General features: G+C 58.1%; 17 protein-coding genes. 6 read left to right on the top strand and 11 right to left on the bottom strand.

Features of this window, described 5'->3' with window-relative positions; genetic code table 11:
- Positions 1-255 precede the first annotated feature (255 nt).
- From Mal15_RS28175 to Mal15_RS28165, 3 genes are all read left to right on the top strand, one after another.
- Positions 256-1,152 carry a helix-turn-helix domain-containing protein gene (locus Mal15_RS28175; protein ID WP_233903079.1) on the top strand — a complete coding sequence of 299 codons (897 nt, stop codon included), beginning with the start codon at positions 256-258 and terminating at the stop codon, positions 1,150-1,152.
- 129 nt (positions 1,153-1,281) lie between these two features.
- Positions 1,282-1,983: an isochorismatase family protein gene (locus Mal15_RS28170; RefSeq protein WP_147870807.1), complete on the top strand. Its 702-nt coding sequence runs from the start codon at positions 1,282-1,284 to the stop codon at positions 1,981-1,983.
- Between the two features lie 120 nt (positions 1,984-2,103).
- Complete coding sequence (locus Mal15_RS28165) at positions 2,104-3,099, top strand: zinc-dependent alcohol dehydrogenase family protein (protein ID WP_233903078.1); 996 nt, start codon at positions 2,104-2,106, stop codon at positions 3,097-3,099.
- Positions 3,100-3,216: 117 nt separating this feature from the next.
- Here the strand turns inward: Mal15_RS28165 and Mal15_RS35195 are convergent, their stop codons facing one another.
- From Mal15_RS35195 to Mal15_RS28130, 7 genes are all read right to left on the bottom strand, one after another.
- Positions 3,217-3,321 (bottom strand): DUF1330 domain-containing protein, encoded by a 105-nt coding sequence (locus tag Mal15_RS35195; RefSeq protein ID WP_390623542.1) that lies wholly within the window; start codon positions 3,319-3,321, stop codon positions 3,217-3,219.
- A 137-nt stretch (positions 3,322-3,458) separates the two neighbouring features.
- Complete coding sequence (locus tag Mal15_RS28155; RefSeq protein WP_147870806.1) at positions 3,459-4,145, bottom strand: DUF899 family protein; 687 nt, start codon at positions 4,143-4,145, stop codon at positions 3,459-3,461.
- A gap of 126 nt (positions 4,146-4,271) precedes the next feature.
- Complete coding sequence (locus Mal15_RS28150) at positions 4,272-4,676, bottom strand: VOC family protein (protein ID WP_147870805.1); 405 nt, start codon at positions 4,674-4,676, stop codon at positions 4,272-4,274.
- Between the two features lie 696 nt (positions 4,677-5,372).
- Entirely contained in the window at positions 5,373-6,425 is a 1,053-nt protein-coding gene (locus tag Mal15_RS28145; RefSeq protein WP_147870804.1) for a hypothetical protein, read from the bottom strand.
- Positions 6,426-6,593: 168 nt separating this feature from the next.
- Positions 6,594-7,652, bottom strand: coding sequence for a PA0069 family radical SAM protein (locus Mal15_RS28140; protein WP_147870803.1), 1,059 nt, complete (start codon positions 7,650-7,652; stop codon positions 6,594-6,596).
- Between the two features lie 252 nt (positions 7,653-7,904).
- On the bottom strand, positions 7,905-8,579 hold the full coding sequence (locus Mal15_RS28135) for a peroxiredoxin-like family protein (protein WP_147872610.1): 675 nt from the start codon (positions 8,577-8,579) through the stop codon (positions 7,905-7,907).
- A gap of 273 nt (positions 8,580-8,852) precedes the next feature.
- Positions 8,853-12,395, bottom strand: a complete 3,543-nt coding sequence (locus Mal15_RS28130; RefSeq protein WP_167547097.1) for a PAS domain-containing hybrid sensor histidine kinase/response regulator — start codon at positions 12,393-12,395, stop codon at positions 8,853-8,855.
- A gap of 424 nt (positions 12,396-12,819) precedes the next feature.
- On the opposite strand from Mal15_RS28130, the gene Mal15_RS28125 reads away from it, so the two are divergent.
- Both Mal15_RS28125 and Mal15_RS28120 read left to right on the top strand, forming a co-directional pair.
- Complete coding sequence (locus tag Mal15_RS28125) at positions 12,820-14,112, top strand: HlyD family efflux transporter periplasmic adaptor subunit (RefSeq protein WP_147870801.1); 1,293 nt, start codon at positions 12,820-12,822, stop codon at positions 14,110-14,112.
- Positions 14,109-15,320, top strand: coding sequence for a prenyltransferase/squalene oxidase repeat-containing protein (locus Mal15_RS28120; RefSeq protein WP_147870800.1), 1,212 nt, complete (start codon positions 14,109-14,111; stop codon positions 15,318-15,320). The genes Mal15_RS28125 and Mal15_RS28120 overlap by 4 nt, the downstream gene beginning before the upstream one ends.
- Before the next feature lie 165 nt (positions 15,321-15,485).
- On the opposite strand, the gene Mal15_RS28115 is transcribed toward Mal15_RS28120, so the two are convergent.
- From Mal15_RS28115 to trxC, 3 genes are all read right to left on the bottom strand, one after another.
- Positions 15,486-16,580 (bottom strand): Gfo/Idh/MocA family protein, encoded by a 1,095-nt coding sequence (locus Mal15_RS28115; RefSeq protein ID WP_147870799.1) that lies wholly within the window; start codon positions 16,578-16,580, stop codon positions 15,486-15,488.
- 8 nt (positions 16,581-16,588) lie between these two features.
- Positions 16,589-17,428, bottom strand: a complete 840-nt coding sequence (locus Mal15_RS28110) for a phytanoyl-CoA dioxygenase family protein (protein WP_147870798.1) — start codon at positions 17,426-17,428, stop codon at positions 16,589-16,591.
- A 301-nt stretch (positions 17,429-17,729) separates the two neighbouring features.
- A complete protein-coding gene (trxC, locus tag Mal15_RS28105) occupies positions 17,730-18,176 on the bottom strand; it encodes a thioredoxin TrxC (RefSeq protein ID WP_147870797.1) in 447 nt (148 codons plus the stop codon).
- Between the two features lie 97 nt (positions 18,177-18,273).
- Between trxC and Mal15_RS28100 the strand changes: the two genes are divergently transcribed.
- The gene (locus tag Mal15_RS28100) at positions 18,274-18,738 is read left to right on the top strand and encodes an Hsp20/alpha crystallin family protein (RefSeq protein ID WP_199773750.1); all 465 of its coding nucleotides are present in this window, start codon (positions 18,274-18,276) and stop codon (positions 18,736-18,738) included.
- 105 nt (positions 18,739-18,843) lie between these two features.
- Here Mal15_RS28100 and Mal15_RS28095 read toward each other — a convergent pair whose 3' ends face one another.
- Entirely contained in the window at positions 18,844-20,415 is a 1,572-nt protein-coding gene (locus Mal15_RS28095; protein ID WP_147870796.1) for a bifunctional aminoglycoside phosphotransferase/ATP-binding protein, read from the bottom strand.
- Positions 20,416-20,473: the final 58 nt, after the last annotated feature.

Here is a 20,473-nt window from a genome sequence, read left to right as displayed (position 1 = left end):
AAACCCTGTCCTTTGTTTTACCGGTCGAATTCCAATCCGGTTGCTATGAAGTTGGCCTCGAAAGCACTACCATGAAGCTGGTCGGTAATGCCGAACAATGTGTTTCAATGATGCTGCGACAGGCCGTGCCGCTTCACGGCTTGTCGGAGTTCCGAGGTTCCTCCGCAACTCCTGCCGGCTAGCTTTGGCGGTCGGCGAAGGAGGCATAGACCAGCAGGTTGCATCATGACGCGGACAGTCCAACCACTGAAATCCTTGCATCCGCTCACCCCCGATGATCGGCTGAGACACGTGCCGTATGCGTTCCGGCACACGAGCGCGACGCTCGGCTGGAATGGACTTCGGGTCGAATACAACACGCGGCAGCCCGCGAGCGACTTCGTCCATCCGCCGCTCGAATGTCTGATGCTCGTCCTCACGGGCGAGATCTTTCCGGAGCGTGCCGATCACCGTTGCGATGACGCCCGGTACAGCGGGGACGGCTTGCCGCACGCCGTGAATCTTCTGCCCCCCGGCGTCGAAAGCCGATGGCGGTGGCGCAACACGGGCGACTTGACCGACTCGACCCACTACCAGTTGTCCCCGGCGTTGGTCGCCAAAGTTGCGGAACAGGCATTCGATCTCGACCCGGCCCGCTTTCATTTTCCAGTTCGCTACTATGACCAATCTAGCCCGGAGGTAATCGCTACCCTCACGGCCCTTCGCCGCGAGCTGGTTACCGGTGGTCCGGGCGGGCGACTGTGTGCCGAGTCGCTGGCGAATGTGCTGGTCGTCCAACTGATTCGACAGATGTCCAACAGGCAGGGTTCGGGCGGGGGCATCCGCGAGGCAGGCGGCCGACTGCCGCGACATGCGCTGCGGGCGGTCGAAGAGTACATCCACGCGCATCTCGACCAAAACATCTCCCTTGCCGACCTTGCCGATGTCGCCCACCTGAGCGAATTCCACTTCGCGCGGCTGTTCAAGCAGACGACCGGCCTGCCGCCGTATCAGTTCGTCATCCACCAGCGCGTTGAGCGCGCCAAGCGACTCATCGCCGCGCGGCAACTCTCGCTTGTCCAGATCGCCATCGCGGTCGGCTTCAGTGATCAGAGCCAACTCAACCGGCACTTCAAACGGCTCGTCGGCGTCACTCCCAGGCGATTCGCCTGAAGACAGCAAGAATCGCCAAAGAGTCCGCAATAACCGCCGATACTCTCCTCATCCGGTTTTCTATCCTGCTTTGCAGACATCGCGGTGTCGCGGTGCAGAACAGAGAACTCTTCTCTTCTGGAGAAAACCATGAGCACAGTCAACAAGTGGATGATCGACCCGGACGATTCGGTGATGCTGCTAATTGACCACCAGAGCGGGCTATTTCAACTGGTCAAGGACATCGAACTCCCCGTCCTGCGATCGAATGTCATCGCCTTGGCGAAGGTGGCTCGTCTCGCCAAGGTTCCGACCTTCACGACGGCCTCGGTTCCGGACGGGCCGAATGGCCCGCTGATCCCTGAAATCCACCAGCAGAACCCGGAGGCGGTGTACATCTCGCGGACTGGCCAAGTCAACGCCTGGGACAACCCGCTGTGGGTGGAGGCCATCGAGGAGACGGGCCGCAAGACGCTGCTCATCGCCGGCACGCTTACGAGCGTCTGCATGGCGTTTCCCGCAATCAGCGCCGTCGTCGCGGGGTACAAGGTCTTCTGCATCATCGACGCCTCGGGCAACCACTCCCAACTGGCCACCGACTTGACGCTCGCCCGCATCGCTCAGGCTGGAGCGATGCCGATCGACACGTTCGCCGTACTAGGCGAACTGATGAGCACCTGGAACCGCCCCGACGCGATGGACTTCGCGGCAGTCATGGTCGACCTGGTGCCGCACTACCGGGCGCTGATGGAGAGCTACGACAAGGCGCAAAGCGTGCAACGCGATGGGCGCGAAACCAAGCTGGACAGGTTCGAGGCCGGCGCGGGCGAAGAAGTGATTTACGCTCGCTGAGCAAGCGAAGACGCCGAACCATCCCCTGCACCTGACCGGGGCCGCATGTCCGCTACTTGGTGCACATTATTGTTCAGCGTGCCTCGGTTGCTCAGCAGAATCGTTCATCGATGTATCGAAATGCAGATTGCAATGAAAGCGATAATACTGAAGTCGTTTGGTGGCCCGGAATCGTTCGAGCTTTGTGACGTCCCCAAGCCGGTGCCGCACGCGAAGCAAGTCCTGGTCCGGGTACATGCAACCTCCATCAATCCGTTGGATTACCAGGTCCGACGCGGCGATTATCACGACCTGGTGCAACTGCCGGCCATTACCGGACACGACGTATCGGGCGTGGTCGAAGAAGTCGGAGCGGGTGTGACGACCTTCTCTCCAGGAGACGAAGTCTGGTACACCCCGCAAATATTTGACGGGCCCGGGAGTTATGCCGAGTACCACGTTGCCGCCGAAAGCATCATCGGAAAGAAGCCTGCCTCGTTGAGCCATCTTGAGGCGGCAAGCCTGACCTTGGTTGGCGGAACGGTGTGGGAAGCACTGATCGTACGTGCGGTGCTAAGAGTTGGTGAATGCATTCTGATACACGGTGGCGCAGGAGGAGTCGGTCATGTGGCGATCCAGCTCGCAAAAGCCATCGGAGCGAAGGTGTTCACGACCGTGCGCGAAGCAAACGCTGAGTTCGCACGAAGTATGGGGGCCGATGTGATCATCGACTACCAAAAGGAGGACTACGTCGATTCCATCATGCGGGAAACGGGTGGCCGAGGAGTCGATGTGGTGTTCGATACCATCGGCGGCGACACCTTGTCGCGCAGCCCCGACGCGCTGGCCCAACTTGGCCGCGTTGTCACAATCGTGGACACCGCGCTGCCACAAAACCTCATTCAAGCCTGGGGTAAAAACGCGAGTTATCACTTCGTTTTCACAAGACAAAACCGCGGCAAGCTTGATGAGTTGAGTGCATTGATAGAGCGCGGTCAGCTCCAGCCACACGTGGGCGCTGTCTATTCGCTCGCCGACATTCCGCTCGCACATGCGCGTCTTGAGAGTTCCAACAACGGTGTGCAAGGAAAGATTGCGATTGCAGTCGACCGTCGGCTTCGTGAATCCATGGAATAGACAAAGGGAGAATGCCTTCTCGGTGACTCGCTCGCAGCCTCGCTGAAACCATCGACCTGTTCTGCAAGGGTACTACGGACGCAACTTGTCGGGAGTTTGGCGAGGGAGTTCACCGGGTCAAATCCCCTCCACGATGAGGCCGCGGTTGACCGCGCCACGGAAACGATGCTGAGCGGCTTCCTGGTAGGCCGGGCTGTCGTACCATGTGCGAGCCTCCTCCACGGTGGGGCGAACTGGCGACAAGAAAATGGGTGACAAGAAGATGTTGCACAGGCGTCAGCGTCGCGATCCGGGGACTGGCGACCGCTTGGATTGAATTGGCTAGCACTTCGTGCCGCCGTCTTCAGTTTTTGCCCGCTCTAATCAACCGCTTCATCGGTGCGCGTCCACTGAGCAATCGGACGGCCAGCACGGCGCCACCACGAACCGGCTTTGGCAAGGGGAACGTCCGCTGGCGAGTCCTCCCAGGTTTCCTGGCGGCCGTCCGCTGTCAGGTCGAGCAACTGCAGCGAAGGCATCATGGCTTCGATTCCACGCCATTTGGTTTCGTAGGTCTGGAACACCTGATCGTCGGTTCTCAGATAGCAGCGGAGGTCGCCGCCATTTCGAGTCGCCAAGACGTCCGGGGAGTCGGCGGTCGAGTACCATGGCATCGTCCAGCCCATGAAATCCCGATAGGCGAGAATCTCGTCGATCGGGCCGCTGCTGAAGACGGCGTAGGTCACATCTCGCTCGGCCAGATAGGCACACACCGCAGCGGTCATGGCCGCTTGACTGTGCGTGCACCCTTCGCACTGCTGGTGGTGTGGCTTCCCGTTTTTCCACATGAAGTGGTAAACGATCAAGAGTCGCCGGCCCTCAAACACCTCCTGCAGCCCAACGGATCCATTTGCCCCGATGACCGTGACCGGTTCCATCGGCGTCATCGGTAGCCGCCGCCGAGCTGCAGCCAACGCATCGCTGGCGTGCGTCTGCTCTTTTTCGCGAGCAAGCAGCTCCGCGCGCGCTTCATTCCATTCGGTTCGACTAACAATTCGGTTTGGCATTCGTCAATCTCCTTGATGAAGTGGTCCATTCAATTCGTGTTTGCTGCTCTCCGTAGCCCCTGAAGCACTGCCCTGCCGCACCCGAGGACTGCAAGCCTGCAAAAGGGCCGCTTCCAGAGCGTCGGCCTATCGCTCCACGGCTTGGGGGTCCATCCAGAACGGCTCCCAGACGTGGCCGTCGAGATCGGCGAAGGATCGGCCGTACATGAAGCCGTGGTCTTGCACCGGATTGATGTCTACGGTGCCACCATGTTCCCCGGCCACCTCGATCATTTTGTCCACGGCGTCGCGGTGATCGCAAGAAAAAGCCAGCATCACTTCGCTGGATGTGGCGGGGCAGATCGGACGATCGGTGAACGTTTGCCACTTTGGGTGGGTCAGCAACATGACGAAGATGGCCTCGCTCCAAACCATGCAGGCGGCCGTTTCGTCGGAGAACTGCGGATTGTTCTTGAAATCAAGTGCTTGGTAAAACGCTGTGGAGCGTTGCAGATCAGAAACGGGCAAGTTGACAAAAATCTGTTTGCTCATTGAGTGATTCTCCGAGTGGAAGTTACGCTCGCCTTCTCGTCGGCCTTCTCGACCCTTTGATCCGGCGATCATAAAGTTGTCGAACGACGTCAGGCGAGATCGACAATTGACACTGGAAAAACAGAAATCTTTTCCCCAACCGTCCTTTGCTGCCAGCCATCAATCAGGTCGGGTAGCGATGGGCATTGGGCACGCTAACGCCTGCAAAGCGAAGGTCAGGCGTGGTTTGTGAATGGCACCATTCTGGCAGAGACGCCATTCAGGCAGGTTGGGGAGATCTGGTCAAAAGATGGGTTGGTCAAAAAATATTGGTGACTTGGGAGTCATTGCTGCGAGGTGGCTCCATTTTTTGACCAACAGATTTTTTGACCCCCGCTTTCTTTCCGGTCCCCACCCTCATGTGGACTCGGCAAGCTTGGCGTCTCGCGGGCCGTCGTTTGGTGCAATCCATCATGAGCATGACAGAAAAATGAGGTGCAGAAAAATGGGACGGGACGGTCGGAAGAACAGGTGAAAGGAAATTGGGTGCCACTCGACAACAACCCTTCGTTTTCCGGAACCCACCCAAGAGGTTTCCGGAAACTCAACGATCATAGAATTGCTTGGCCGACAATCGCTCTGTAAACGTTTTCAGCGTGAAGCAATCTTGCATTACCGCTTGATCGCCAGCTTTGTCGCAATAGACGCTGCGACGACTCATGGACCTGGAACTGCTGACCATGCCAACGGAATGTCTTCTTGGTGCCAGCGAAAGAGCTTCATATTGCGATAGTCAATGCACCAGGCGCCTTCCGCAGGGTCGATCCTAAAAATGCTGTCATCAAATCCGCTAGTGGATAAACGAAACCCATCGTTCGTTAGAACGTCCATCGCATAAGGCCCCTTCAAATTGTGAGGACGAATGAATTCGTAGCGATTGACAGTGATTGCTGAAACATAATCGTCTTTGGTTCCGGCACTCCCAGCGTAGGTATAGGAGATCTCGTTCATGAGCCTCCCCTTGGAGTAGTGCGAGGATCGAGTCGGTCGATACTCGTTGTCGGCATCGCAAGCAAATTCAGTCCGGAAAACGTAATTGCGAATCGGTTCATGCCGGATCGTAACATAGACGCTTCCCGCCTCCTCGCGCGTCGAACACGAGGTTTTTCCATTATCGCCTAGTTTTTTCAAGTTAACCACGGCAAAGGGGCCGTCATCGCTCGCCACGAAAAAGCCATGGCATGCAAAGAGTCCATAATAGAAATTGGCGACGGACGGGATGTAGGTGCTTGGTCCTCCGAAAACACCGTACTCCAGAAACGTTCCCCCCGCTTTTTTCCCAGTTGCATCGATATTGTGAAGTGTATACGCGCCTTCGAGGACGCAGTGCCTGGTGTGCGCAAAGCCCATTTGGCTGGTGTCAGTGTTCATCAACCAATCGAATTCTTCGACGCTGAAGTTCCCGCTTTTGAAGTCGATCGATAGGCTTCGCTTTTGTGGGTACGCCGTCTCTTGACCAGGGATATCTTTGCCTTTCCGCTGACGAGCGCTCAGCGAATTGTTGTAGCGTCCAGGCATTGAGACTGAGGTGCCGCTGAAAGAGTAGTGTAAGGACGGGGCACGACTGGACCGCTTGCCCCACGCCTCAATGACCCTGCGTTCCAGTGGTGACCTATCGGTTGCCCAGGCATTATTCACCCCACTCCATGAAACGAGCAATGCAAACAATGCATAGCAAAAAGATCTTGCGATAGCCTTCTCAGATGGCATTGACGTCTCCCCTCGGTTCCAACGCATTGCTACTGCGCAAGTTTACCAATAAAGATCACGAGAAGGCATACGATTTGGTGCCACCCATTTTGAGAATGACAGAAAAATGGGACACGACAGTAGAGCGAACAGGCGACAGGAAAATGGGTGACAAGAAGATCAGGATGGTTAGAAAAGCCGCAGCTGACCGGATTTGGCGGCGGGAGGCCGAAATAGATCGCAGTTGTAAGGTGGCATTTGGCGGTCCAAGCCGTGCTTGTGACGGAAAATGCGGAACAGGTTTCGGATCTGATCGGCGACCATCCCTTGGCCGACCATCCGCTCTCCCCAAGCGGAACTGTTTAGTTTTCCACCCCGAGCCTGCTGGAGTCGGCCCAGCACTTTTTCTGCGTGGTTGGGGCGGACCCGCCGGAGCCACTCGATGAAGACCGGTTCCACCGTAAGCGGGAGTCGAAGCAGCGTGTAACCGGCCGTGATCGCTCCCGACGTTTTGGCCGCCTCAAGAAGTTGTGGGATCTCGGAATCGTTCAGGCCGGGAATGATCGGAGCCGTCATCACGCCGACCGGGATCCCCGCTTCGGAGAGCAATCGGACGGCTCGCAATCGGGCGTTGGGGATACTGGTCCGAGGCTCCATGTCCCGAGAGAGTTCTGGGTCGAGACTGGTAATGGAGAGATAAACATGGACAAGCTTGTCCGCAGCGAGTTGCTGGAGGATTCCCAGATCACGTACAACCAATGCATTCTTTGTAATGATGCTGATCGGCTGGCGGCATTCCAAGGCAACCTCAAGACACTTCCGAGTCAGACGAAACTCTCGTTCAGCCGGCTGGTAACAATCCGTGACACCCGAAAAAGTAATCGGCTCGGGTTTCCAGTTCCCCTTGGACAGAAACTCACGGAACAATCGAGGTGCGTCTCGCTTGACGACGATCCTGGTTTCGAAGTCCAGCCCGGCGTTGAACCCCAAGTATTCGTGCCCCGGACGAGCGTAGCAATAGGAGCACGAATGGACGCACCCACGATACGGGTTCAGGCTGCACCGAAACGGAATGTCGGGAGAGGAGTTCTGCGAGACGATGCTCTGAGAAGCGTCGTCGATGTATTCGATTTTCCGATCGGTCAGCGAACGCAGATGCTCCTCGTCCCATTCCAGGTGTTCGAGGTCAGGTTCCCGATGCAATGCTTCGAACCGGTTCGGCGGGTCAATGTTGGCCCCGTGACGCATGACGATTCCCCAATTCGCGACCAAACGCTGTCAGTTCCTAAAACCTGATTTTACCGTTGGGGGCCGTGGCGGGGCTAGGTTCGTGCGTGACACCAAATCGAAGCGTGATACAGGCAGATCAGATCGGATGGTGACCGCGGGGAGCGTAGGAAGGCAAAATGATTCGGGGCAGAATGATCATTTAGATCCCACCCTGACTTCATTATTCTGCCCCTCATTATTCTGCCATCCTTTCCCGATAGACAATGCTCTCTATCGCAACTGGTTCACGGCGGCGACCACTTCGGCGGGCTCGGCTCGTTTCTTGTAGTCCGCGTCGAGGAAGGCGTAGATGATCTTGCCGTCGGTGTTGATGACGTAGGTGGCTGCCAAGGGCAGTTCCATGGCGTCGTTGCCGTTGCGTTTGGCAAGTTGCAGCTTGTCTCGATAGACCGGCAGGATGGCATCCGGCAATTGGAACACGATGCCGAACTTCCTGGCCAATTGATTGTTGGCATCATGCAGGACGAGCATGTCCAGATCGTTGGCCTCGGCGGTCTCTTTCGCGTTTTCCGGAAGTTCCGGCGACAGCACAATGAGCTTGGCCCCCGCCCCCTCGATCGCGTGGATTTGTTTCTGCATCGCTCGTAGTTGCAGGTTGCAATAGGGGCACCACCCCCCGCGATACCACATCAAAATGACGGGGTTCTTCTCCCACACTTCACTGAGCGTGACCGGCTGTTCGTCCCAACCTTTCAGCGTCGAATCGGCAGCCGTGTCACCGACTTGTTTCGCCGATTTTTCGATGCCGGTGGCGCGAACGTTTTCGATTCCGGTTTGGAAAGTTTGGAGGACTTCGGCCGGATAGCGTTTGGAAGCGTTGGCCGCCGTTTCCTGAATTTGGACGGAGAGTGTTGACGGATCGTCAGCGGAAACACGGGTGTTCATGGCGGTGGATCCTGCGACCGTGGAAAGCAAGGCGGCACAGAGCGAGAAGCGGAGTTTCATGGGCTTGGAGAACTGAGGGGCAACGAACGCAAAGATTGCTACATCGACAACGATCTAATGTCTGCGGGCCGGCAAAACCCGCCATGGCTTGTCGACGTCTTGGCCAATCGCTGGCGACGGCGTGTTGATTTTCCCGACGCTTCCGATCCAGCGTGCCTGTGCCAGCCCGACACGTCAGCGGGGGGCGATGGAAGCGATGGAAGCGATGGCGGGTCAGGCGGGGTCGGTGGCGAGGTAGTCTTTCATGACTTTGGCCACGTCGGCGACCGAGGCGCGGAGCCGTGTCACGCACTCGGCGGCGTCGTCAAACGGCCCCTCGTCTTGAACCGAACGCAACCCCTGCGCGATCTCGGATGTCTCCGCCGCGCCGACGCTGCGGGAGGCCCCACTGAGGGTGTGCCCGGCGCGGCGGACGCCCTCGCCGTCATTGGCCAAGATCGCCGATTCGATCTGCCCCAGCAGCATCTCGCTTTCGTCCAGATACATGACCAAGAGTTCACGCATCAGTTCTTCGTTGCCCGCGACCATGGTGCGGACGGGTTCTAAGTCGTAGCCGACCGCCCGATCGAGGTCGCCGTCCCCAGCGCTGCCCTCATCCCTCGACTCCATATCCCCCGACTCCATATCCCCCGACTCCATATCCCCCGACTCCATTTCTGCACTGCCGTCGGTCTCCGCCTCCGCCGACTCTTCGCTCGCGCATGCAGATTCGGCAAACTCGGGCGGCTGACAGGTCGGCTGGGCATCGTCGGGCGAGGGGCCCTGGAGCACTTTGAGGAGTTTTTCTTTCAGGACACCGATACGGATCGGTTTGGCGACGTATTCGTCCATTCCGATATCGATGCATTTTTCGCGATCGCCTTTCATGGCGTGCGCGGTCATGGCGATGATCGGAACGTGACCACCGGTTTCTTTTTCGAGTTCGCGGATCGCTTCGGTGGCGGCGAAGCCATCCATGACGGGCATTTGCACGTCCATCAGTACGACGTCAAAGTCGTGGTTCTGAAACGCTTCGACCGCTTCGGCGCCGTTGTTGGCGACGGTCACTTGATGTCCGAACCGAGTGAGGACTCCGATGGCCAGCTTTTGGTTGATCGCGTTGTCTTCGGTCAACAGAACCTTCAAATTGTCGATGGACTCATGAACGGGTTCATTGAAGTCATAGTCCGGCGTGTCCTCGGGCGCCGTCACCCCGAGCGTGCGAACGATGGCATCAAACAACTCGGATTGTTTGACGGGTTTCATCAATCGTTCGGAGATGTCCAGCCGGTCTCGCAACGCATCCTCGCCTTCTCGACCGCCACTGGTCAGCACGATGATGGGCGTTTCGGAGATGTCCGGGTCCCGACGTACTTCTTCGATAAAGTCATACCCGCTCATTTCGGGCATGTGCACATCGCTGATGACCAATTTGCAGGGTTCGTCACGCTGTTCGGATTCACGCAGCAAGTCAAGGGCCAGCTCTCCGGAGTCGGCCAGGACGGGAACCATCCCCCAGTTCCCGAGCATCTCTTGCAGGATCCTTCGATTGGTGGTGTTGTCATCGACGACCAGCACTTTCGAACCGCCGACGTACACCAAGCCATTGAGCGCACTGGCCTCGGTCCCATTGGGCGCTTGTCGCAGGTGAATGTTAAAGGCAAATTGACTGCCCTGGCCGACTTCGCTGCTGACCGTTATCGCTCCGCCCATCAATCCGACCAGGCGGGACGAGATGGCGAGCCCCAGGCCGGTGCCACCGAAGCGGCGTGTGACGGATGTGTCGGCCTGTTCGAACTCTTCGAAAATCGCGTTGCATCGATCTTCGGGAATCCCGATTCCCGTGTCTCGCACGGAGACTTGAAGTTCCAGTTCTTCATCGGATTGTGAAACGAGCTCGACTTCGACGAACACTTCCCCCTGTTCGGTGAACTTGATGGCGTTGCCGACCAAGTTGACGATGATTTGACGGAGCCGCCCTGGATCGCCGGTCAGGTAACGTGGGATCGCCGGGTCGACGCGAAAGGCCAGTTCCAATCCTTTGGCGTGAGCCTTCAAACCGAGCGTCTTCATGGTATCGCCCAGGCTTTCGCGGAGGTCGAAGGTCTGGCATTCGATCTCCAGTTTTCCCGCCTCGATTTTGGAGAAGTCGAGGATGTCGTTGATCACCGCCAGCAACGCTTCGCCGGATTCTTGGACCATCGAAAGGAAATTGCGCTGGGTGGCATCCAAGCGGGTGTCGAGCACCAGATCGGTCATGCCGATGATGGCGTTCATCGGCGTGCGAATTTCATGACTCATGTTGGCCAAAAAGTCGCTCTTGGCCCGGTTGGCCTTGTCGGCGATCTCTTTCGCCTCCATCAGTTCCTTCTCAAACTTCTTCCGTTCGGTGATGTCGTGGCCGATGCCGACCACACCGATCACGTCCCCTTCCGGGCTGCGCAGCGGGACCTTGGTCGTCAACAGCCAAAGTTCTTCGCCGCGGTCACCGTGGTGCGATTCTTCGCGATCCATCAGCGGTTCGCCGGTCCGCATGACGTTTTGATCATCGGTGACATAGTTGCATGCCATCTCCGCCGGTGAAAAATCGTAATCGGTTTTTCCGATCAGCTCTTCGGGCGACTGCAACCCGAGCAGATCGACCAAAGCTGCGTTGGCGGTGATGAAACGCCCCGCGCGGTCTTTGACATAGATCAGATCGGGGACGTTGTTGATGATCGTTTTTAACAAATCGCGCTCGCGCGAGAGTTCCTGTTCGGCTTTCTTTTGATCGGTGACGTCGCGTGAGATCCCGAAGGTCCCGACGATCTCGCCGTTGAGATCTCGCAGCGGAACCTTCGTCGTGCTGCACCAGGTGTCGTCGCGATCGGGGTAGTTTTCACGTTCGATCTTGGCCAAGATCGTCTCGCCGGTTTCCATGATTCGGCGTTCGTCGGCGAGCGCCTCGCGGGCATGTTCACGCCCGAAGAAGTCGGCATCGGATTTTCCGATCGCCTGACGCGGATCATCCACACCGAGTTTGGCGGCGCAACTGCGGCTGAGCCGAATGAAGCGGCTGTCGACGTCCTTGAAATAGACGGCATCTGGAACGGTATCGAGCAAAATCGAGAGCAGGAATTTTTCGTACTCGACCTGATGTTCCGCGTTCTTTTGGTCGGTGATGTCCCAGAACATGACCTGAATCCCGACGACTTTGCCGTTGACGTCGTGAACCGGCGCCTTCCAGACCTCGACGTGTTTCAGGTTGCCGCTGGAATCCTGGTGCCGTTCGACGTTGTGGTGCAGTTTTCCGGTTTCGATCACTTGCCGGTCGTCGGCCAAGTATTTTTTGGCCAGGTCTGCGGGGAAGAGGTCAAAGTCGGTCTTTCCGATGATGGCCGGTGCCGAGACGCCCATCACGTCACACGCCAATTCGTTTGCGTATTGCAAGCGACCACGCGTGTCCTTGCGCAGCACGCACAACGGCAGACTTTCAACCAGTGAACGATAGACGGCTTCGGAATCACCCAGCGAACGACTGAGATGCCGTTGTTCGGAAATGTCGTGGCTGGCCCCGCACAGCAGCGGCTCCGGCACTTGATCGTGAACCAAAATGACGGTTTCACGAATCCAGATCGCCGGCCCCTCCGATGTCGCCAGTCGATAGTCGTATTGCGCCTGTCCGTTTTTTTCCAGATCCCGCCAGACTCGGGTAATCAACGAGCGGTCTTCCTCGTCGATCAATTCCAATCGGGCATCCGGTTCGGACAGCAGCTCTGCGGCAGTTTTGCGAAACACGTTCTCTGACGCCGCATCGATCCATCGAAACCGAGGCCCATCCAGAGTAGCGGTCCAGCGGCACTCGCAGGAGTGTTTCAGCAAACGGTCCGGGAGCGCGAGAGTCGAGTCGAGCGCGTCTGAGCTCGCACCATCGTGGTGGCCGATGGCCGAATTGGCATCGTCCGGACCTGCATCGGCTGGACTCGATTCGAGTTCGGAGTTGTTGGAAGGACTTCCGATTTCTGCACTGGCCATGGCGACAAACCGACAAACTGGGGAAGGACTCGGTTTCCCTTATCATAGCCACTCGGTCATTCGACCGCGGTCAAAAAGCGGCGTGGATCGCCCCTGGAGCATAAGAAAAACTGGACCTCGGCCGGAGGATGAGTAATCATGGGGCCGTTGACACGATCTCGATTCTGCCACGAAGAGCGACACCACGATGACACGATTTTGCGGGCCAGCGTTCTGCCGGCCGATGCCCCCCCTGGTCTTGCTACTGTGCGTGTTTGTCCCAGGCGGCTATGCACAGGAGAAGGATGAAAAGGCCGCGCCCGCCGACAATGCGGTTGCAGAACCGATCAAGATTGATGGCACGTTTGAGGCGCTTCGGCAATTCGAAGTCACGCCGGGCAACGAACATCTGACGCAATTGCTGATCGAGCGGATCGTTCCCCATGGCACCCAAGTGACAAAAGAACAGTCGCTGGTTTGGTTTGATACCGAGCCGCTGGACGACAAGATCCGCAGCGCCGAATCGGACCTCGCGATCGCACGTCTGGACCTCAAAGCAGACGAATTCGCACATGAACAGTTTTTGAAACAGCAGACGCTCGATAAGGCGAAGACGCGTCGAACGCGCGATTTGGCGCAGCAGGCCTACGACAACTACCAGCGGACCGATCGCGAGCGGACGATCAAACAGGCGGCGTTTTCGCTCGCGTCGTCTGAGTTCTCGCTCGAAAGCGCGACCGAAGAGTATCGCCAGCTGGAACAAATGTACAAAGAAGACGACCTGACCGAGGAGTCGGAAGAGATCGTGTTGCGCCGCGCCAAGCGGGCGATGGAGACGGCCGAATTCGCTCTCGAGCGGGCCAAGATTCAACACGACCGGACGATCAAACAATCGGTCCCCCGAAGCGATGCCGAGCAGGAAGAGGCTTTATCGCGGGCCGACATCGAATACGAAAAATCGATGCACGCGATGACGATCGACGAACAGAAACGCGATCTGGAATTGCAACGCAAACGCGTCAAGCTGGAGGAACAGGTCGAGGCGTTTGAAGAGATGCGGGCCGAACGAAAAAAGGTGGTTCTGAAATCAGAGATCGATGGGATCTTTGTTTACGGCGCGATCACCCGAGGCAAGTTGCCGGCAAAACCGGTCGAACTGGAAAAGGATACGGCGGTCACCGGCAAACAAGTGGTCGGGACGGTAGTTGACCCCTCCAAGCTGCGTGTCCGCGTCGAGCTGCCGGAAGATAAATTGAAGGTCGTGCATGTCGGGGACCGTTGCACGGTCGTTCCCAAAGGCGTCTCGGATACCGAGCTTGATGGCGTCGTCAAATCGATTTCGATCGTCCCGTTTGCCGCCGGCAAATTCGATTGCATCGTGAACGTGCGAGGCAAACTGCCTGCCGAAGTGTTGCCCGCGATGACCTGTGAGTTGCACTTTGATGCACCGGAAAACGATGCCGACGACTCGGAACCGAAACAGGACAAACCGGCCAAATGAACTCCTTTGCGCGATGTTTGCTGGCGGCGGTTTCCGTCCTGATGCTCGGCCCGTCCGACGCTCGGACTGAGGAAACGATTCGGATCGGGGATGAAGTCCGCCCGTTGCCCGTGGTCGAGCCGGCGGCGGAAGACGATTTGCAGACTGCGATCGGACGCGGCGTCGAGTTCTTGATCGCCGACCAGAACGCAAACGGGTCGTGGGGATCGCCGACCAAAACCAAGGGGTTGAATATCTATGCGCCGGTCCCGGGGGCGCACCATGCCTTTCGCGCCGGAACAACTTCGCTGGCACTGTCGGCGCTGTTGGAAGTCGCGCCCGAGGATCCGAAAGCCCAAGCGACGATCGATCAGGCCGAGGCTTGGCTGTACGAGCATCTCGGGTCCCTGCGTCGCGCCAGTGGCGATGCGATCTACAACGTCTGGGGACACGCCTACTCGATCCAGGCACTCGTGCGTTTGCACCGACGACACGCCGGTGAGAGTGCCGCCCAAGAAAAAATTGTCGCGTTGATCCGCGATCAGTTTGAAATGCTGCAGCGGTATGAATCGGTCGACGGCGGCTGGGGCTACTACGATTTTCGCTACCAGGCGAATCAACCGACATCCAGCTCGATCAGTTTCGTCAACGGCGCCGTATTGATCGCGTTGGCCGAGGCCCGTGACATCGGAGTCGAGCCTCCCGAGCGAATCGTCGCACGGGCCGTCGCCGCCACCAACCGCCAAAAGAAGTCCGATTTCAGTTACTTGTACGGTGAGTATCTGAAAGATCGACCGGCCCGGGAAATCAATCGCCCGGGCGGAAGTTTGGGACGGACGCAGTGCTGCAACGCCGCGCTCCGGGCGTGGGGAGACGAAACGGTGACCGACGACGTGGTCAAAACCTGGCTGTACCGACTGTATGTCCGCAACGGATGGCTGGACATCGGGCGCAAACGGCCGATTCCGCACGAGTCTTGGATGCAAGTGGCGGGCTACTTTTATTATTTCGGACACTACTACGGTGCCCTCTGTTTGGAACAACTTCCGCCCGATGATCGGGCGCCCTTTCAGGCCATGCTGGCCAAGCTGATCTTGGATCGTCAAGAAAAGAACGGATCGTGGTGGGATTACCCGTTGTACGATTACCATCGCCCCTACGGTACCGGGTTCGCACTGATGACGCTGCACCGTTGCAAAGCGGTCGGTGGGGAGATGACAGAAAAATAGGGGGCAGAAAAATGGGAGAGGAAGTTAGACAGGAAAATGGCTGACAAGAAGATTGGTTGAAAACGAATTGTGGGGGACTCGGAACGGGACTATGGGATGTTGTTGTCTTTTATTTTTCTGCCCCCCATTTTTCTGTCATCTCAGCCGCAATCCCAACGGCCTGCCCTACCGATCCAATTCCACTGCCCGGTGCTCGCGGGCTGATTGATAGCAGGCGTCGACCAGTGCCATGGTGGCTAAATTGTCGTCGCCGTTGATTGCCGGTTGGCTATCGGTTTCCAATGCGACCAACAATTCCGCCATCGGTCCCAAGAATGCGTCGGGAAACCAGACCTGGTCCCATTGCGGGCGATGCCAAATGCCGGTCGACGTGGTGCTGTACTGCAACGTGCTGGGGGTTCGTTCCGGGTACTTGGGCCATCCGATTTCCCCCAGTGCCAGCCCTTCGGTGCCTTCGACACGATAGGTGATGCCGATGGCCTGGGCGGCCCCTTCGCGTGCCGGTCCGGTCCAGACGTCATCGCAGATCATGCAGCGCAGCCCCGATTCGTATTCCAGGATGTAAAGCCCGATGCCGTCGTGGTGATCGAACTGAGTCCGCGGATCGGTCCGAAAGCTGGCATAGACGCGATCCGGGTTGCCGAACCAGTAGCGCATGGTGTCCAGGTGATGGATCGACATGATACGACAGGTGACCCAACCCTGACGCTGTTGCCAAGGCATCCAGTGCGGGATCGCTCGCATGTCGATCGTTGCCAAGACCGGATCGCCCAGGTCACCGCGATGAATCAGATGATGACAGGCTCGGACCGATTGGTCGTAACGCATGTTTTGGTTCACGCACAGCGTGATGCCCGCATCGCGACACAATTGAACGATCTGTTCGGCCTGGTCCAGGCAGACGCCGAGTGGTTTTTGTGCCAGGATGCCTCGGATCTGCGGGGATTTCACAACGTCGCGGACGACATCGAGCAAGCAATCCGGCGGGACGGCGATGTCGACGACTTCGACGCGCCGGTCCTGCAGCATTTCATGGTAGGTCGAGTAAACCGAGCCGATCGAATGACGCTCGGCGACCCGCCGAGCATTTTCGGCCGTGCGCGAGGTGATGGCGACCGGTTGCAATCCGGCCTCGCGATACGCGACCAGATGGCAGTCGGCCATGATGAAGCCCGCGCCGATGCACCCGATGCCGACGTCCAGATTTCGGGGCAAGGTGGGCAGGTAGTCCAGCGGTTCAGGGGCGGGGCGGTCAGGCATCGAAACCGTTACTCGTCCTGCAGCGACTTGGCGCTGGCGTCATGGTCGGGATCCAGAAAGGCGGCTTCGGCGGTATCCTCATCGAATCGTTTGACGCCGATTGTCTTGATCGCCGAATCGTCCAAGCGTTGGATCGGTGTGTAGCGGGGGTGATGCGAATCCTTGTAGGGATCATTGGATTTTGCGTTGTAGCAACAGATCATCGACCAACGCGGATTGTCCGACTTGTTCTGATCGCTGCGATGCAACAGGTTGGCGTGGAAGAACAAAACGTCACCGGGATCCATTTCGACATAAACCAATTCCATTCGTTTTAAAATCTCACCCACCCGTTCGACGTCCGCCCCAGCTTGATCACCGGTCAATTGATGGTGAATCCGTCCGCAATGATGGGAGCCTCGGATGACCTGCAAGCAACCGTTTTCGCGGGTGGCGGGGTCCACGGCGATGAAGGCGCTGACCAGGTTCGGCGTCAGGACGCCGTTTGCGTACCAGTACCCGTAGTCCTGGTGCCAGGCCCACGCGCCGCCGACGCGGGCGTCTTTCATGATCATTTTGGAATGGTAATGATAGGGTTCGTCATCGAGCAGTTGCTCGGCGGTGTCGACCATCCGGTGACAGCGGGCGAAGGCGCCATAGATGCCTTGGCCGGGATGATTCCAAAGCGACAATCGCACCGTCCCACCTTCGCCATCGGCACGACCGAAAGCGTGATCGTCGAGCTGTTTGTCTTCCCGAGCGGATCGTCGCAGCAGGTCGATTTCTTCGGCGTCGAACAGCGACTTGCGAAGCAGAAACCCGTCGCGCTGGTATTGCTCGCGGTCAAGATGGGGGATCGGTGCGGACATTTGGGTTCGGGGCGAAGCGTGGGCTTGGGCGGGAAGCCTCAGGATAGCAAATTTCGCAGCCGCACCGGGAGCGTTGCAACGCAGGAGCATGCCAGGCGTTTGTCTCGTTCCAAGGCTCCGCCTGGGAACGCACTGCACGTGTGGCTCCAGCCACGCACGGCCGCACATCTGGAGGCGGAGGACGTAAGATTTATTGCTGACCAGTACCCTTGCGAGCAAGACAATGTTACCAGACTGACCCAGGGACGAGGGATAAAAACTCGAGACCGCGGTTGGGTGCCCCGTCGGATGTGCGGATGGTTCACACCCGAGGCGCGCTCGATCGGGCCCAGTGAACGATTTGGTCGGTGTTCATCGCGCCCGATTGGCGCGCGATTTCGCTGCCCCGCAGAAACAAAATGATCGTCGGAATACCGGACAGCGAAAACTGACCGGCCGTTTGCGGTGCGGCGTCGGTGTCCAGTTTCGCCAGGATGAACTGGGGAGACAGTTCTGCGGCGGCTTCGGTAAATGCGGGGGCCATCATTCGACAGGGGCCGCACCACGACGCCCAAAAGTCCACGAGCACCGGGACATCGGAGCGTGCGACGAACTTGCCGAAGGACTGATCGGTCAGCGCGACCGGTGCGGAGGGCAGCAGCGTGGTTTGGCATTTGCCACAGATCGGTCGGTCATGGAGACGATCTGCGGGGACTCGATTGACGGCAAGGCAGTGGGAGCAAACCAGCGTCAGGGGAGCAGCATTCATGAAATGGTATGGATTTTGCAATTCATCAAAAACGACGATGTGCACCGGGCACGTCTGCCAAACAATGTATCACGTGTTTTCAATGAAGGAGAGTGAGATGGGACTTCTGACCAGACATCGTTCTTCCTTTCCGACAAGCATCGATCGGATGCGAGACGAATTTGATCGCGCGCTGCAAAACTTCTGGGGTGGAAACGGCGATTTCGAAAGCATGCTGCCGGCCAGCGAATGGCAACCGAGTGTTGACATCTCGGAGACCGACCAAGCATTGCAAGTCAAAGTCGATTTGCCGGGGATCAAACCCGAAGACGTTGAAATCAGCGTCAGCGAAGATCGGTTGACGATCAAGGGCGAGCGGAAAGAAGAAGCGGAAACCGACGACAAGGAAACCAAGGTGCATCGCATCGAACGTCGCTATGGATCATTCTATCGCAGCATCGCACTGCCTCCGGGGACCAAAGCCGAAGACGTGGTCGCCGAAGCCGACAACGGAGTGATCACGATCCATTTGCCCAAAGGCGAAGTCAGCAAGGCTAAACGGGTGGCGGTGAAAGCCAAGTAAGCCCTCACCATCCGCCCGACCGTCGTAGCCACCTTCACCAGAAGGTGGTTCGGCGGCGTTTTCACGCGTCGGCGAGCGTCGCTACAGCAGCGTGGGGTTGCTCAGCTAGTCGCGGGTTTCGACCACGCTGTTTTGTTCCTGCTGCGAAAGCGGTTGGCGACTGGCAAGCTGTTGATCGAGCACTGCCAGATCGGCGTCCGAAGCATCCTCGTCGCGGGCGATGCGGTCGGTGATCCGTTGCCGCAGCGTTTGTTCGTCGGCGCGGCAATCAAGGATTCCGAACGTCGCCCCTTCGCGACTGGCCAAGGATCGAAAGGTCTGGCGGTCGGCCTGCCGCAGGAAGGTCGCATCGACGATGACCGGATAGCCGGAACGAAGGATGCAGCGTGCCATCCTGTGCAAACGTTCGTAGGTGGCATGGTGCGCCGTTTCGCAGTACAGGGTTTGCTTTTGCCGGTCGCTGACGCGGTCGGAAGGGGCCAATCCGAAGTGCCGCTTGCGCTCGATGTCGCTGCGCAGACGAATCGCACCGTGTTGCTGCACGACCCACTGGCTGGCGGTCGTTTTGCCGCTGCCGCTGACCCCGTGCGTGATCCACAATTGGGGGCGGTCACGCAGCGAAAACTGGTATGCCAATTCGACATGGTGTTCACAATCGTCCATCGCGGCGGTCTGATCGGCGGCCGACATGCCGGGCTGGGACGCACGGATCGCCGACACTTTGGCACGAATCAGCGCGCGATAGACCAGGTACCAACGCAGCACGACCAGCGAGGCGTGGTCGCCGGTGTTTTCTAAGTAGGCATTGATAAAGCTGCGTGACAGATCCAATCGCTCTCGGGCCGCAAAGTCCATCGCCGCGAACGCCGCATCGCTCAGCACGTCGATCCAACGAAATGACTCGTTGAACTCGATTCCGTCAAAGGGGATCAGTTGGTCGCCCCAGTGAACGATGTTTGCCAGGTGCATGTCACCGTGACACTCACGAATGAACCCGTTGGCGACACGCTGGGAAAAGACGCGGCGGTGCTCGTGAAAGTACCTGTCGGTCCAATCGCCGAGGACGCGGACGACCTTGGCCGAATCGCCGCCGACCACATTCCGAAGTGCCGTCAGGTTGTCGGTCGCGTTTCGGTAAACCGATTCGATCGAACCGAGTTGCTTGTTCCCGGTTTTGAGGTCCAGACGCTCGGCCGATTGATGAAAATCCGCCACACATCGTGCCAGTTCGAACACTTCGTCGGTCGTCAGCTTGTCCGATTCGATGCGTTCACTGAGCAGCGCGCCCGACGGAAATCGCCGCATCTTGACCGCGTATTCGAACGGCTCTCCCGAGCCCTCGACGATCGGTTGTCCATCGCACAATGAAAGCGGAACGACATCGAGGTAAAGATCCGAGGCAAACCTGCGGTCCAAGCGGAGTTCCTCTTCGCAAAAGTGCTTGCGTTTCTCCAGCGTGGAATAATCCAGGAAGGCATTGCGAACGGGTTTTTTGATCTTGAACGCGACATCGCCGACCAGAAAGACCCACGAGATGTGCGTCTGGTGCAGTTCGATCGGTCCGGGATCGCGGCCCGAAGCGATGATTTTGGGATACGCCTCGGGGCGGGTGAGTGCCTGGATCAGTTGTGAATCCGTCGGACGGTTGGCGGTCGCGGTGGCATCGGCGTGACTCATCGTCGTACCTGTAGGGTGTCACACGGACCGCCATTGATGAAACCACCTTGTCCAATCG

The sequence above is a fragment of the Stieleria maiorica genome (genome assembly GCF_008035925.1).
Lineage (GTDB): Bacteria > Planctomycetota > Planctomycetia > Pirellulales > Pirellulaceae > Stieleria > Stieleria maiorica.
The sequence above is the reverse complement of the archived record's forward strand: the minus strand, read 5'-3'. Positions and strand labels throughout refer to the sequence as shown.